At 45.3% G+C, this 14,454-nt stretch carries 17 protein-coding genes and 1 tRNA gene; 17 read left to right on the top strand and 1 reads right to left on the bottom strand.

Features of this window, described 5'->3' with window-relative positions; all coding sequences use genetic code 11:
* The first annotated feature begins 54 nt into the window (after nt 1-54).
* From trmB to QZV24_RS00145, 12 genes are all read left to right on the top strand, one after another.
* Nucleotides 55-705 carry a tRNA (guanosine(46)-N7)-methyltransferase TrmB gene (gene trmB, locus QZV24_RS00200; protein ID WP_290655923.1) on the top strand — a complete coding sequence of 217 codons (651 nt, stop codon included), beginning with the start codon at nt 55-57 and terminating at the stop codon, nt 703-705.
* A gap of 2 nt (nt 706-707) precedes the next feature.
* The gene (locus QZV24_RS00195; RefSeq protein WP_294518591.1) at nt 708-1,919 is read left to right on the top strand and encodes an FtsW/RodA/SpoVE family cell cycle protein; all 1,212 of its coding nucleotides are present in this window, start codon (nt 708-710) and stop codon (nt 1,917-1,919) included.
* Nucleotides 1,920-1,926: 7 nt separating this feature from the next.
* Nucleotides 1,927-2,757, top strand: a complete 831-nt coding sequence (locus tag QZV24_RS00190; protein WP_290655920.1) for a pyridoxamine kinase — start codon at nt 1,927-1,929, stop codon at nt 2,755-2,757.
* 16 nt (nt 2,758-2,773) lie between these two features.
* Nucleotides 2,774-3,436, top strand: coding sequence for a TatD family nuclease-associated radical SAM protein (locus QZV24_RS00185; RefSeq protein ID WP_290655918.1), 663 nt, complete (start codon nt 2,774-2,776; stop codon nt 3,434-3,436).
* A gap of 17 nt (nt 3,437-3,453) precedes the next feature.
* Nucleotides 3,454-4,317 (top strand): selenium-dependent molybdenum cofactor biosynthesis protein YqeB, encoded by an 864-nt coding sequence (gene yqeB / locus QZV24_RS00180; RefSeq protein WP_294518433.1) that lies wholly within the window; start codon nt 3,454-3,456, stop codon nt 4,315-4,317.
* On the top strand, nt 4,317-4,676 hold the full coding sequence (locus QZV24_RS00175) for a hypothetical protein (RefSeq protein ID WP_294518431.1): 360 nt from the start codon (nt 4,317-4,319) through the stop codon (nt 4,674-4,676). The genes yqeB and QZV24_RS00175 overlap by 1 nt, the downstream gene beginning before the upstream one ends.
* Before the next feature lie 252 nt (nt 4,677-4,928).
* Nucleotides 4,929-5,006 (top strand) — tRNA-Arg (locus QZV24_RS00170).
* Between the two features lie 157 nt (nt 5,007-5,163).
* Nucleotides 5,164-5,763 (top strand): TetR/AcrR family transcriptional regulator, encoded by a 600-nt coding sequence (locus QZV24_RS00165; protein WP_294518427.1) that lies wholly within the window; start codon nt 5,164-5,166, stop codon nt 5,761-5,763.
* Nucleotides 5,764-5,793: 30 nt separating this feature from the next.
* Nucleotides 5,794-6,987 carry a putative heme d1 biosynthesis radical SAM protein NirJ1 gene (gene nirJ1 / locus QZV24_RS00160; protein ID WP_294518425.1) on the top strand — a complete coding sequence of 398 codons (1,194 nt, stop codon included), beginning with the start codon at nt 5,794-5,796 and terminating at the stop codon, nt 6,985-6,987.
* On the top strand, nt 6,987-7,979 hold the full coding sequence (gene nirJ2 / locus QZV24_RS00155) for a putative heme d1 biosynthesis radical SAM protein NirJ2 (RefSeq protein ID WP_294518422.1): 993 nt from the start codon (nt 6,987-6,989) through the stop codon (nt 7,977-7,979). Before nirJ1 ends, nirJ2 begins: the two co-directional genes overlap by 1 nt.
* 4 nt (nt 7,980-7,983) lie before the next feature.
* On the top strand, nt 7,984-8,784 hold the full coding sequence (locus QZV24_RS00150; protein WP_294518419.1) for an HAD family hydrolase: 801 nt from the start codon (nt 7,984-7,986) through the stop codon (nt 8,782-8,784).
* 32 nt (nt 8,785-8,816) lie between these two features.
* Entirely contained in the window at nt 8,817-9,668 is an 852-nt protein-coding gene (locus tag QZV24_RS00145) for a histidinol-phosphatase (protein WP_294518417.1), read from the top strand.
* Between the two features lie 51 nt (nt 9,669-9,719).
* Here the strand turns inward: QZV24_RS00145 and QZV24_RS00140 are convergent, their stop codons facing one another.
* Nucleotides 9,720-10,283, bottom strand: coding sequence for a hypothetical protein (locus QZV24_RS00140; RefSeq protein WP_294518414.1), 564 nt, complete (start codon nt 10,281-10,283; stop codon nt 9,720-9,722).
* 165 nt (nt 10,284-10,448) lie between these two features.
* Between QZV24_RS00140 and QZV24_RS00135 the strand changes: the two genes are divergently transcribed.
* The 5 genes from QZV24_RS00135 (at nt 10,449) to QZV24_RS00115 (ending at nt 14,445) form a co-directional block, all read left to right on the top strand.
* Nucleotides 10,449-11,324 carry a hypothetical protein gene (locus QZV24_RS00135; RefSeq protein WP_294518411.1) on the top strand — a complete coding sequence of 292 codons (876 nt, stop codon included), beginning with the start codon at nt 10,449-10,451 and terminating at the stop codon, nt 11,322-11,324.
* A 28-nt stretch (nt 11,325-11,352) separates the two neighbouring features.
* Nucleotides 11,353-12,294, top strand: a complete 942-nt coding sequence (gene metA, locus QZV24_RS00130; RefSeq protein ID WP_290655903.1) for a homoserine O-succinyltransferase — start codon at nt 11,353-11,355, stop codon at nt 12,292-12,294.
* Nucleotides 12,295-12,375: 81 nt separating this feature from the next.
* Nucleotides 12,376-12,996, top strand: a complete 621-nt coding sequence (locus QZV24_RS00125; protein WP_294518408.1) for a hypothetical protein — start codon at nt 12,376-12,378, stop codon at nt 12,994-12,996.
* A gap of 46 nt (nt 12,997-13,042) precedes the next feature.
* Nucleotides 13,043-13,753: a DUF2225 domain-containing protein gene (locus QZV24_RS00120; protein WP_294518405.1), complete on the top strand. Its 711-nt coding sequence runs from the start codon at nt 13,043-13,045 to the stop codon at nt 13,751-13,753.
* Between the two features lie 14 nt (nt 13,754-13,767).
* Complete coding sequence (locus tag QZV24_RS00115; protein ID WP_294518402.1) at nt 13,768-14,445, top strand: hypothetical protein; 678 nt, start codon at nt 13,768-13,770, stop codon at nt 14,443-14,445.
* Nucleotides 14,446-14,454: the final 9 nt, after the last annotated feature.

Below are 14,454 nucleotides of genomic sequence, written 5' to 3'. Positions count from 1 at the left end.
ACAGTTGCTGTAGGCAAAAAGTATACCTATAAATTACAGAATAGGAGCGATATTGTGCGTTTGAGAAGAAAGCCTTGGGTGGATCAGGCTATTCATAATTTTGATGACTTTGTATTTCCAAAGGATAATCCGGCGGGTGAGGAGCAAAAGGGAAAGTGGGCAGAAGTCTTTGGTCGGAGTGGCGAGCTTTATGTAGAGCTGGGTACCGGCAAGGGCGATTTTATCAGTCAGATGGCCCTGCGGCATCCTGAAATAAATTTTATTGGCATTGAAGCCCAGCAGGATGTGCTGTACATGGCCGCCAAGAAAATCCGGGAGCTGGAGCTGACCAATGTAAAGCTGTTGGTGTTTGATATAAATAACATTGAGAATATTTTTTCCGAGGGTGAAGTGGATCAGTTTTATGTGAATTTCTGTGATCCATGGCCAAAGGCGCGGCACGCCAAACGGCGTTTGACCCATATTGGGTTTTTACGGCGTTATTCCAAGCTGCTGAAGCACCCGGGGAAATTGATATTCAAGACTGATAATCGGCCATTGTTTGATTTTTCCTTGGAACAGTTTGAAGAAGCCGGACTGAAGGTGGATGATGTGTCCTTTGATCTTCATGGGGAAAATCGGCCGGATAATATAATGACCGAATATGAGCGGAAGTTTAGCGGATTTGGTGAAAAAATCAATCGTTGTGAGGTAACATTCCCGTGACTATGCGTGAGCGTCTGGATAGGAAGAAACGCAACAAGATATGGAACAACCATCATGAGGCTGTACTGGCTATGGTGATTATATTATTGATAGCCGGACTGTTCAATGTGTTCAGTTCGACCTTTGTTATGGCTGAACGGGATTGCGGTACACCATATTATTATTTGAAGCGCCATATTATCAGTATGGTGGTGGGAGCAGTGGCCTGCAGTATTGCCGCCAGAGTGGACTACCACAAATGGCGGGCCTGGATAACACCGGTATCGGGATTGATAATAATTGCCTTGGTGTTTATTCTTGGCTTTGGAGTGTCGGTCAACGGCTCCAAGCGATGGATTCTGGTGGCTGGGCTTTCTGTACAGCCGGCGGAATTTGCCAAGATGTGCAGTATTATGCTGGCAGGGTATTATATTTCCTTCCGAAATAATTTTGGCAAGGAAATCAATATATTTAACCGCCAGTATGGGATAATTCTGCTCATGGCACTGCTGGTACATTTTGAACCTGATATGGGTACAGCCTGTATTATTATTGGTATTCCGGCCATTATGCTGGTTGTTGGTGGCCTGAAATGGCACAAGCTGAAATGGTTGCTTCTGCTGGGTGCAGTAGCGGTAATAGGGATGTGCTACATGCAGCCATATCGGATTGAACGAATAATGGTAGCCTATGATCCATGGTCGTATATGCAGGATAAGGGATATCAGACCTGCCGGTCGTTGATGTCCATTGGGTCTGGGGGCCTGTTTGGTATGGGAATAGGTCAGGGTCTCAGCAAATATGATTATTTGCCAGAAGCACATACAGATTTTGCCTTTGCAGTTTTTAGTCAGGAAATGGGCTTTTTTGTGGTAGTAGGTATCTTGTTGGTGTATCTGGCTTTTTGCTGGTATACGGCTCAGATTGCCCGATATGCCCGAGACCTGTATGGACAACTGCTGGGGGTAGGCATTTTGTTGCTTATAGGTGGACAGGCGGTGGCTAATCTATTTATGGTCAGCGGTATGTTCCCGGTGGTGGGTGTACCATTGCCGTTTATCAGTTATGGTGGTACATCCTTGATAACTTCTATGTTTGCGGTGGGTATACTGATCAATATCAGTCGCCAGACCCATAAACAGCGGGAACAGGCCCTTATAGCCCGAGCCCTGCGGCAGACTCCGCAGACGGAACGGCCGCCGTTGCGGTTAGTGAAAAATAACACAGAAGGGTGATTGACGAATGAAAAAACGGCAGAAACGCATCGCGTTGGTTAATGATATTACCGGCTTCGGCCGTTGCTCCATTACAGTGGAGCTGCCCTTGATTTCCGCTATGAAAATCCAGGCTTGTCCTTTACCAACCGCGATATTGTCAGTACATACCGGCTTTAAGCCGCATTATCTGGATGATTATACTCAGCGGATGATGCCCTATATGGAAAACTGGCAGCAGCATAATATAGAGTTTGATGGGATTTGCACCGGCTTTTTGGGGTCTTTGGAACAAATCAATATTGTGGAGGAATTCATTCATCGGTTTAAAAATGATGATACCAAGGTGATGGTAGATCCAGTTATGGGAGATTATGGTGTGCTGTATTCCTCCTATACGCCGGAGATGTGCCGGGAAATGCGACGCCTGTTGAAATGGGCTGACCTGGTGACACCAAATCTTACGGAAGTCTGCCAGCTTTTGGACATTGAATATCCAAAGAATGGCCAGGCCAGCGAAGAGCAGCTGGTATCCATGGCCAGGGCTCTGGCGGAAAAGGGACCAGAGCAGGTGGTTATCACAGGCCTTAGTGATGATAAGCATATTAAGAATTATGTGTACGAGAAAAATGGCAGTCAGAATTTCGTGGTAAAGGACAAGGTGGGGGATGATCGGTCCGGTACCGGCGATGCCTTTGCGGCTATTGTGGCCGGCAGTCTGATAAATGGTCTCACCCTTAATGAAGCAGTGGAAAAAGCGGCAGATTTTATAAATAAGGTGTTGGAATATACCGTGGAACTGGATCTGCCATGGAATTACGGCTTGGCTTTTGAGGAGTATTTAACTGAGCTGAAATAGGAAAGCTGGAGAAGATATGATAGTATATGCAACTCATAGTGGGGGACGATATTTGCCCATAAAAGACAGTCTGAGGGAACAGCCCGAAGGTAAACGGGGCGTATATGTCAATCTGACTAATCAATGTAATTGTGCTTGCACCTTTTGTTTGCGCCATATGAAGGAAATGGCTGAGGAAAGCAGCCTGTGGCTCAAGACTGAGCCTGCAGTGGAACAGGTGAAGGCTGAGTTGGACAATTTGCCATGGGAATATGTATCTGAAGTAGTTTTTTGCGGATTTGGTGAGCCAACCATGCGTCTGGACGCAGTGGTGGAGCTGTTAAAGTATATTAAGGCAGTCCACCCTGAGGTTAAGACACGGCTAAACACGAATGGATTGTCTGATTTGGCTCATGGCCGGTCTACTGCCGGTGATTTTGCCGGAGGAATTTTGGATACTATTTCCATAAGCTTAAATGCATCCAATGCCCAGCGGTACTTGGAACTCACCCGGGCGAAGTACGGGCTGAAGTCATTTGATGCCATGCTGGATTTTGCCCAGAATTGCAAGGAATATATTTCTAATGTGGTTATGACGGTAGTAGAAAAAGTTGAAAACCAGCAGGAAATCGATAAATGCCAGAAGATATGTGATGAACGGGGATTAAAACTCCGGGTCCGCATTTATGAGGACAGCTAGAAAGGCGTGTATGAGCAATGAAGAAACTGGTGGTTATTCGTGGGGGCGGTGAGCTGGCCACAGGTATCGCCCATCGTTTATATAATACTGGTTATAAGGTTTTAATGCTGGAGCGACAATTTCCTTCGGCTATCCGGAGAAATATCGTTTTTTCGGAGGCAATATACGACGGAGAGGCCAGTGTGGAACGGACTACCTGTTATCGGGCGGATGATTTGAAGCAGGCGGAACGGCTGTTGAAGGAAGGGAATATTGTTATCATGGTTGACCCAGAGGCCAAGTGCTTGGGCAAGCTGAGGCCGAATGTGCTGGTGGATGCCATTTATGCCAAGCGAAATATGGGAACCCATAAGGATATGGCTCCATTAACCATTGGCATAGGTCCCGGTTTTATAGCCGGCAAGGATGTGAGCTGTGTCATTGAAACCTCCCGTGGGCACAATCTGGGTCGGATAATTTATGATGGTATAGCGATGCCGGAGAAGGAAACAGTGGAAGCCAGAGCCCTGATGAAGGCCTCCCATTCCATAAACTCCCCTTGTGACGGTTATTTGGAGGCTGGACATCCGACCGCCTATGTAATCAATAAAAATGAGCTTATTGCCAAGCTTCATGTGGAAGGCGGTCATGTGCTGGAAATTCGTACACCGATTGCCGGAGTGCTGCGGGGGATGCTCCACGATGACTGCCCGGTGCGGACAGGATTGAAAATTGCTGAGATTGATCCAAGTACCAAACCAGCCAATTGTATGAGTATTTCCGCCAAGTCACGCTGTGTGTCCGGCTCAGTGCTGGAGGCAATAATTGCCTGGGAAAACCAGCAGCCGAAGAAATCGCGGCTGCCATGGTATAAATGGAAAAAGATGAGGAAAGATAGCTGATGGCATATATTGTTACAAAACTGATTACTACAGAAACTAGTTTGGATGTGTATCTTCTGGGCAGCTTTTCCGATATGAAGCAGGCAGCGGCAGCGGCCACGGAAGAATATAAGGAGTACAACAAAAAAGCTTCCTTTATCAATCTGGAGATGGTCAATGAATGGCTTAGCACCCGGGGGGAGTACTCCTTTCGGCAGGATAAGCATAACCGGATACAGCTGGATATCAGTCGGGTAGAGGAAAATCAGCCAGTTCAGGCAGATCAGCAGAAGATTTTTTCCTGTAGCGGAACTGATAAGGAGTTTTTGAAGCTGAGTGAGGCCATTTGTCCCGATGGAGTGAAGAAGGCTGAACTGTAACCATTTTATCCCATATCTGTTTTAGCCAGATACAGGTCTAACGGGGCACGCTCGCGCTCGAGACAGTTTCCCTAATGGTACTAAGCTCGCACGGCACTGAGGTTTGTGCTCGCCAAGTGCCAAGGGAAACTGATGTCCCCTTATAGACCTCCATCTGGCTTTTCGAAGCCCAGTTGCGTTATTAAAGAAATTATTTGACAAAAAGATTATATAGAGGTAGAATATGTCTGCTGGTTATTTAGACCAGTCAATGACTCAGTAGCTCAGCTGGATTAGAGTACTTGACTACGAATCAAGGGGTCGGGGGTTCGAGTCCCTCCTGGGTCACCATTTGAGATTTTAGGCGAAGCGTTTGCTTCGCCTTTTTATTTTTGCTTTTGCAGTCACTGGTCTTTTATGTTATACTTTAGTGGCTGTAAAGATGAATGGCATTCATATATTGAAGGCCTGTGAATAAAAATAATTTATGAAGAAGGCAGGTGGCAGTGTGGAACAAGAAAAACTGGGCCGGCGGGAGCAAAAGAAAATAAAAGCTCGTAATGAGATACTGGATACGGCAGTGGTGTTGTTTTCAGAAAAGGGCTTTATGGATACTTCCATTGCTGATATTATGAATACGGCGGGAATGGGACTGGGTACCTTTTATAACTATTTTTCCTCTAAGGAGGATGTGCTGCTCAGCCTACTTAACCGGTTTACCGGTACCTTGTCCGACGAGCTGCGGACTATAATGGCCAACAATACCAGCAGCAAGGTCATTCTTGCGGAAATGGTTCTGTTTACCGCCCGGCTGGTGGGGAAAAACCGGTATTTGTTGCCATTGCTGTTCACCGGGGCCATGACTCATGCCAAAGGACGGAGCAGCCGACCGGCGGGATTGCAGCCACCGGAGTTTATGGGGGTCTTTTTGAGACTGATTAAAGAAGGCCAGGCCAAGGGTGAGTTCAGACAGGATGTTACGGCGGAAATTATTTCCGAAATGTTTCATTCAATGTTTCAGGCGGCGGCCTATAGTCATATAGATATACCGTTTGAAAAAAATATAGAAATGAAATTGAAGCTGATAATTGCCGGGATAAGCAATTAGGGCTGGACATATATATTTAGGGGATACATAATGATAAGTGTTACAAAGTTATTATTTGCCAGAGAGTATTATGGTGACTCATTGAGATATACCAAGGGAGCCCGCAGTGCAAAAAACGGGGCCGGTGAAGGTATGGGACCGGTGGTGGTGTGGAATTCCACCAAAACCTGTAATTTGAAGTGTCGTCATTGTTATATGAATTCTGACAGTAAAAAATATCAGGATGAACTGACTACTGATGAAGCCAAGCGGTTTATTGATGATTTAGCTGATTTCAGGGTGCCGGTTTTGTTGTTTTCCGGTGGTGAACCGCTGATTAGGCCTGATTTTTTTGAGTTGGCAGAGTATGCCCAGAGAAAGGGTGTAAGGCCAACCCTGTCCACCAATGGAACCCTTATTACAAAAGAAGTAGCCCAGCGGATAAAGGATATTGGCGTAGGCTATGTTGGGATTTCCCTGGATGGTTTAAAGGATGTAAATGATAAATTTCGGGGACAGGAAGGGGCCTATGAAAAAGCCATGGCCGGCATTCAAAACTGTGTGGCGGTAGGACAGCGAGTGGGCTTGCGGTTTACTATTAACCATCACAATATTCAGGAGCTGGATAATATTTTTGATTTTATTGAGCGGGAAAATATTAACCGGGTATGTTTTTATCATCTGGTTTATTCCGGCCGGGGCAATCATATGATGGATGAGGATGTGACACCGGAAGAGTCCCGCCAGGCTATGGATACCATTATTCGCCGGACCAAGGATTTTGAGGATCGGGGGCTGGAGAAGGAAATTCTCACCGTGGATAATCACTGTGATGGTGTATATATGTATTTAAAGGCTGTATCCGCTGGTGATACCCAGCTGGCCGAGCAGATAAAGAAATACATATCCCTTAACGGAGGCAATCGGTCAGGTATTGCCTTTGGCGAGGTGGATCCGTTTGGCTATGTTCATCCGGATCAGTTTACCCAGCACCATACCTTTGGTAATATTAGGGAAAGAAAGTTCAGTGAGATATGGCAGGATACCAGCCACCCAATTATGGCCGGGCTGAAGGACCGTAAGAGCCTGTTAAAGGGACGGTGCAGCAAGTGCAAGTATCTGGACAATTGTAATGGCAATTTCCGGACCAGAGCGGAAGCCCGTACCGGTGATTTTTGGGAGTCAGATCCATCATGTTATTTAACAGATGAGGAAATCGGCATTTCAGGAGGTTTGAAGGGCTGATGATAGTTTCATGGAATGTAACCAATGCCTGCAATATGTATTGTGATCACTGCTACCGTGAGGCCGGCTGCAAGGCTGAAGAGGAGCTGTCCACCCAGGAGGCCAAAACTCTATTGGAGCAGATAGCCAGGGCCAGATTCAAAATAATGATTTTTTCCGGTGGTGAGCCTCTAATGCGACCGGATATTGTGGAGCTGGTGGCTTATGCCACTAAGTTAGGACTGCGGCCGGTATTTGGCACCAACGGGACATTGATTACTATGGAAATGGCGGAAAAATTAAAGGCGGCCGGTGCTATGGGAATGGGGATTTCTCTCGATTCCCTGGATAAGGCTAAGCACAATGAATTCCGTAAATTTCCAGGGGCATGGGAAGGTGCCGTCCGGGGCATGGATAATTGTCGGAAGGCCGGTTTGCCATTCCAGATTCATACTACGGTAATGGATTGGAATAACGCTGAGCTGGAGTCTATTACGGATTTTGCAGTGGAAAAGGGTGCGGTGGCCCATCATTTTTTCTTTTTGGTACCAACCGGCCGGGCTAAGTCCATTGAAGCAGAGTCATTACGGGCCGAGCAGTACGAGGATACCCTTACCCGGATTATGAAAAAACAACAGCAGGTGGACATTGAATTGAAGCCAACCTGTGCTCCGCAGTTTATGCGGATTGCGGACCAGATGGGGATAAAAACCCGATTCCGGCGGGGCTGTCTGGCGGGAACGGCTTACTGTATTATTAGCCCCCGGGGCAAGGTACAGCCTTGCGCTTATCTCAATATGGAATTAGGGGATGTGCGAAAAACACCATTTGATGAAATATGGCAGAATAATGAAGTACTGAAGACCTTGCGTACTTTGGACTATAAGGATGGCTGCGGTGCCTGTGAATACAAGGGGGCCTGCGGTGGCTGCCGGGCCAGAGCGGCCTTTTACAACGATGGTGATTATATGGCCGAGGAGCCATGGTGCCTTTATCACGGGCGCAAAGGATGATTTTATGATTAAAATTATTTTTTCGGATATGGATGGAACCCTGTTAGATGACCAGGGGCATCTGCCACCGAACTTTGACGAAGTCATGGGAGAGTTGAAGCGTCGGGGCGTGATTTTTGCTCCAACCAGTGGCCGGCAGTATTTTGCCTTGATTGAACAAATGGCGCAATACAAGGATGAATTTATGTTTTTGGCGGAAAACGGCTCCTTTAGCGTGTATAATGACGAGGAAATCTGTTCCAGTCCTATGCCGATGGATCATATTCGTAAGGTAATAGCCGCAGCGGATGCCACACCGGGCATTTATCCAATATTATGTGGCAAGAAAAATGCCTATGTGCGGGAGGAATGGCGACCATATATTGGGGAAGCCCGTCGATTTTTCACTCACAGTATTATTGTGGATGATTTTGAGACTGTGGATGATGAGTTCATCAAAATTGCCATTTGTGATTGTCAGCGGGGAGATGCCGAGCACAACATATTGCCGGTGATGGAGAAGTTTTCGCCGGATTTGCAGGTGTGCCTTAGCGGTAATTACTGGGTGGATATTCTTAATCCCGGCACCAATAAGGGATGGGCCATCAAAGAGGTACAGAAAAGGTTTGGCTTTAAACCGGAGGAATGTGCAGCCTTTGGGGACTATATGAATGATTTTGAAATGATGCAGGCGGTGTATTACAGCTACGCCATGGGTAACGCCTATCCAGAGATTAAGGCGGCGGCCCGGTTTGTTACCAAAACCAATGCCGAATATGGGGTAATGTATCAGATAAAGGAATTTATGCGTCAGGGGCTTATTTGACAGTTGATTTGAAGGAAAGAGAGGGTAAAATTATGAGATACGATTATCATATGCACTTTGAAAAAGGTTCTTATGATGTGGACTGGGCTAAGGGCTTTTTTGAAGCAGCAGCCAAGCGTGGCTTGACTGAAATCGGTATTACGGAGCATAGCCATACCTTTCCGGAATTCAAACAGCTGTATTATGATGATTTAATCTTGGATGAGTCCTTTGTGGGAAAGTTTCAGCAGCAGTGGCTCAAAAAGAATAAGTTCAAATATACATTGGATGAGTATTTTGAATTTATGGAGAAGCTAAAATCAGCCGGATATACGGCTAAAGTCGGTATTGAGGTATGTAATTTCCAAAATCAGGAGCAAGTAGCGGAAATTTTAAAGGGCTATGATTTTGACTATATCATCGGTTCGATTCATTTCATTCGGGGCTGGGCTTATGATTCAGAGGAAATAAAGGCAGAATGGGATAATCACACCCTGGATGAAATTTATGAGGCTTATACCCAGGAAATTGAACATATGGTAGCCAGTGGCCTCTATGATGTGTTGGGACATCCCTACAATATTCGCCTGTATCGGATGATTCCGGACTTTGATGCAACGCCATATCTGAAACGGGCCATAGCCGCTCTGAAAAAGGCTAATATGTGCGTGGATGTAAATACCGGGACAGTGTATCGTTATCCGATTGCTGAGATAACCCCATACTACAAGTTTATGAAGCTGGCCTCGGAGGCCGGATTGCCAATCATTACCAGTTCGGATGCCCATAAGCCGGAGGACTGTGGCAGTTATATCGGTGATGCCATCGACTATGTTAAATGCTATGGATATACCCAGGGGGTAACCTTTAATAAGCGGCAGCGGACTATGGTGGATTTGGATTAAAACAGGAAAAAGGCAGGAGATAGGATTTTGTGATCCTATTTCCTGCCTTTTTTAGTTTAATGTTGGTGGGGCCGGGATATCAAGCTCAACTTTTTGTTTGGCCAGAGCTTTTTCGCTCATGTCCTTGGAGGTGTTTCGTTTCCATATGTCCTGCAGCTTGTTGACAAAAGCCCCGGGGGATAAACTGCTTTCCAGCTGCTCCTGCACCTTTTTCTGCAGCAGCTGATGGAATTCCGGAGTAAGGCTTACTGTACGCTGGGCCAGCAATATTTGTAAATTGGTATCCACCAGATAGAGATGTAGAACCGGGTCATCCAAATCAGCAATGCATGGCTTCATACCCGGTGGCAGCAGGTGCAGCCCCAAAGGTGAATCTCCCCATCCGTCCTTAAATATTCCATCAATTTTGTAGAGGAAAAACAGCAACCCGTCCTCCTCGTATAGGGCCAGCTCCATGGCTCCGGTACGGAAGGCTTCCACTGCAATGATATCAGTTCGGCTCAACTGCAGAATAAACATACAGCCGTTGGCATCTATCTGGAACATGCCACCATCACCTTGGTTTTTTATGGGCAGAGGGAATTTTTCTCCTACCTGAAAATTTGTGTAAGTCATAATATAGTCCTCCTGTATATGGGCATTGTAGCATATACCGTTATTACGCTCAAGGATATACTTTTTGCCTTATTAGGTGTAAATATTCTTCTTTTTATGTTAATATATAAGTTGACGAATTGTTTCTTACTTTTGATTTGCAAATTATTTGTGGGAGTGATGAAATTGTTACGCCGATTGATATTTGGATTTGTCTGTGTATGCAGTTTTTTGCTGATGATGTCAGCCTGCATGGCGGCCAATAATAATGCGGAGTGGTACTGGATTTCCTCTGATGATAAATACAGCAAATTTTTTGCACCGGCCAAAGTACAGGTGACTAAGTCGTTTGGCAGGATGGCAGTGCAGATAAGTGCCTGGACCAAAACCAACTATAGTTTTGCCGGCGCCAAGGAAACACTGGAAAATTATGGTTTGACTGACATCAAGCCGGGTGATTTGTCTTATAGTGTGGCCGAGGTGGAGGTAAATCCTCAGAACCGGACTTTGGCCTATGTTAATGAAACATTTTTCAATAAGGCTGATGAAAAGGTGTGGGAAAAAACTTACAGCCCGCTGCGTCCTAAAGAAATGAATTCCCAGGAATTTGATGAGGACTTTTACTGCTTTATCGTTGATACGATATTCGGGTTGGGAGAAAATGAACGGCGTCAGGCCGATGACCGCTGGCTGTCCCTTTGGCAGGAGTCAAACCGGGATGGCGGCGTAACTTATGCTATGGCTGATACCACTACCATGCGCCTGAAAGGTGAGAATATGATATTCTGGGAATGGCAGGAGATAAAGAACGCCAGCGATGCTGTCACTAAGATAGTCTTCCAGAAAAAGGCGGTAAACATTCCCCAGTATACAGAAAAGGTGATTCGAGTGCTTAATTGGACCCCTGATAATGGGTGGAAAGATATCACCGATACCACTGATGGCATGTATTCTGCCATCGCAAAGGAGTCAAACAGTGAGAAGACTCTTAAAGTACTCAGAGTTTATGAGGGAGACCATGAAAGCTGGGTAAAAAGATATAGCTTGGATACAAATAAATAAGCTATATCATATCCCTTGAGGTGATTTTGTGCCAATTAAGATACCAAATAACCTTCCGGCAACGAAAATTCTGGAGGGTGAAAATATATTCGTGATGGATTCGGATCGGGCCTATAGCCAGGATATCCGTCCATTAAAAATCTTGATTTTAAATTTGATGCCCATGAAACAGACTACAGAAACCCAGTTGCTGAGGCTGTTGGGCAACACGCCTTTGCAGGTCGAGGTGGATTTTATATATACAGAATCCTATGTTCCTACTCATACATCTATGGATTATTTAACCGAGTTTTATGGAACATTTGCAGAGGTACGCCATAAGAAATATGATGGTTTTATTATTACCGGTGCACCAGTGGAACGGATGCCTTTTGAGGAGGTGACATACTGGGACGAGATAACGGAGATAATGGAATGGAGCAAGTCCCATGTGTATTCAACTTTTCATATTTGCTGGGGGGCGCAGGCAGGACTGTATTATCATTATGGGATAAAGAAGTATGATGTGGCACCGAAGATTTTTGGCGTGTATAGGCATCATCTTTGCGTGGAAAATGAGCGGCTTTTCCGGGGCTTTGATGATGAATTTTTTGTACCCCATTCCCGGCACACGGAGATTCGGCGGGAGGATATAGAAAAAATTCATTGTCTTGATATTCTGGCGGAGTCGGACAGTGAGGCCGGAGTTTATGTGATTGCCAATCTGGCCAAGCGGCAGTTTTTCATTACCGGCCACGCCGAATATGATCCATTATCATTAAAGGCCGAATACGACCGGGATATGGCAGCGGGTATGGCCGATGTTAATTTGCCAAAGAATTATTATCCCAATGATGATCCGTCCAGGCGCCCGATTATGAGATGGCGTTCAGTGGCCAATCTCCTGTTTACCAACTGGTTGAATTATTATGTTTATCAGGAAACTCCATATGAACTGGATGCCCTGTACCGTTCAGATGATAATGACTGATATGGGGAATTTTCATTAGTTTTTCATCATAGAAGGATAGAATAAACTTTTGAAAAGAATGGTTTTGGAGGAATTTTATTTATGAAGAAGTTATTAGTTATTTTTTCTATTTTGATTTGCAGCTTGGGAGGAAGCATGGTAAGTGCGGCATCCCCTGAGTTGGAGGAAATCCCGGCGGAGGTGTTTGAGTGGGTTCAATCATCTTCACGAATGGATTATTATTTCAATCGCCAACAGATTCACTTTGGGAGTAACGCCAGAGGTGAAGTGGATACCAATATTATTATTGCACCAGTTTTGAAGGTATATGATGAATTGATGGTCCACGATGTTATTTCCAAGCGCCGGTGGAACGGCAAATCTGTTGAGGGGTTCAACCAACTGGCTGGAGTGGCCGAATATCTGAAGTTCGACATTAAGGCCAAGACGGTTAAAGTACAGAACACGGATTATCTGGACTATACATTCACTGTTATTGAGCAGGATCCCGCCGAGCAGGAGATCAAGCTTGAGGAGTTGTCCCATCAAAGTTTTGCCTATAAATTTTATGTGGCGATTTTGGATTATGGTATGAGTCATCAGGTGGATCTGGCCAAGCGGGTGAACAGTAAACTGGATGCTAATTCAATAGCGAAGCTGGAAAAAGCTCAAACAGAATATAAAGCCAAAAAAAAGGCTGGTAAGAGTGCAGCTAATGAGTGATGTATAAGTTCTCTTTTGAAGAGATACGAAAAGAAGGATGGTAAATATGGCAAACGAATTTACTTTTGTGGTGGAAAAGCCTTGCCCGGTGTGTGGACAAAACACCCGTATCGTAAAAGTTAAATCACGGCTTATGATACAGCGGACCGATGATGATTATTGCTGCCATTATCGTGATTTTAACCCGTATTTTTATACGATTTTGGCCTGTGAGCATTGTGGTTATGCTGCTGACGAGAAACATTTCCTCACCGTTTTGCCTGACCGCCATCGGGCGGCATTGGCCCAATTTTTGAAGGAAAGACGGGTTTCGTTCATTTTTTCTCCGGAGCGCAATTTGCCGGATGCGGTGGCTTCGTATCAGTTGGCGATTTATTGTGCTGAAGCCGTAAATGCTCCTCTGTCCCGTTTGGCTGGACTCACATTGCGTATGTCTTGGATTTATCGCCTCATGGAAATGAAGGATGAGGAAATGGAATGGGCTAAGAAGGCTATTGATTTGTATGAACGCTCATTGATGACCGAGCGGTATCCGGTTGAGAGCCTAACTGATAATATGGTTATGTATCTGCTGGCAACCCTTTTTAATCGGGTTGGTAATCGGGAGCAGTGTGCATCATATCTTAGCAGGCTGATTAACGATAAAGAGCTTAAAATGGTTGATAATAAACTGTATTATGATGCCAGAAAGCTGTGGCAGGACATCCGAATGGAGAATGCTGAAGAGGAAAAAGCTGCGGCAACAGGCAAAAAGTAATCAAGGAGATTTGTATGGATTTACCACCAGCGATAATAGAGGCAGCTGCCAATATAGACTGGGGACAGGTTTCTCAGGCTATTGAGGATTATGAACCGGTAATACGGGTGGTACAGCAGACCTGGAGCCATGAATCCTTGGTGGATATTCTAAATGGTAGCATTGCTGTACCTGACTCAGTGATAAATGATGCCTTGACTGAACGACTCACCGGCGAAGACAGAAATATTACCAGCGTGGCGATTGCCTCTCATGAAAACGGTCGGATTGAAATCAAGGCTACGACTAAATCTATTGGCCGGATTGAGTTATCCGGGTATATTGAAGAAATGGTTCACAACCAGAATAACACCTATATAACTTATCGGGTGAAGGAAAGGGCTTTGAAGGACCACGGGCTGGGTTCCTGGTTTTTTTCCCGCCTGTCCCTGTCCATGGTGCAGAATCTTTTCGGAAAGATTGTATTAAGCGATGATTTACCAACCAAGATAGATGGTAACCGGGTGACGGTGGATTTTAGACAAACACTGGAAAAGAGCGATTTGGCGGCTACCCAGCTGCATGGGCATCGGCTGCTGGATATGTTCAGCATAGAGTCTGCTACACCCCATGAAGGTTATATTACATTTAAAACTAAGGTCGATTTGCCGGATGATATTAAACAGATGATTATAAATGCTGTAATAAGATAATGTGAGATA

The sequence above is a fragment of the uncultured Anaerovibrio sp. genome (genome assembly GCA_902786545.1).
Classification (GTDB): domain Bacteria; phylum Bacillota; class Negativicutes; order Selenomonadales; family Selenomonadaceae; genus Anaerovibrio.
This window is presented reverse-complemented; position numbering and strand designations above follow the sequence as displayed.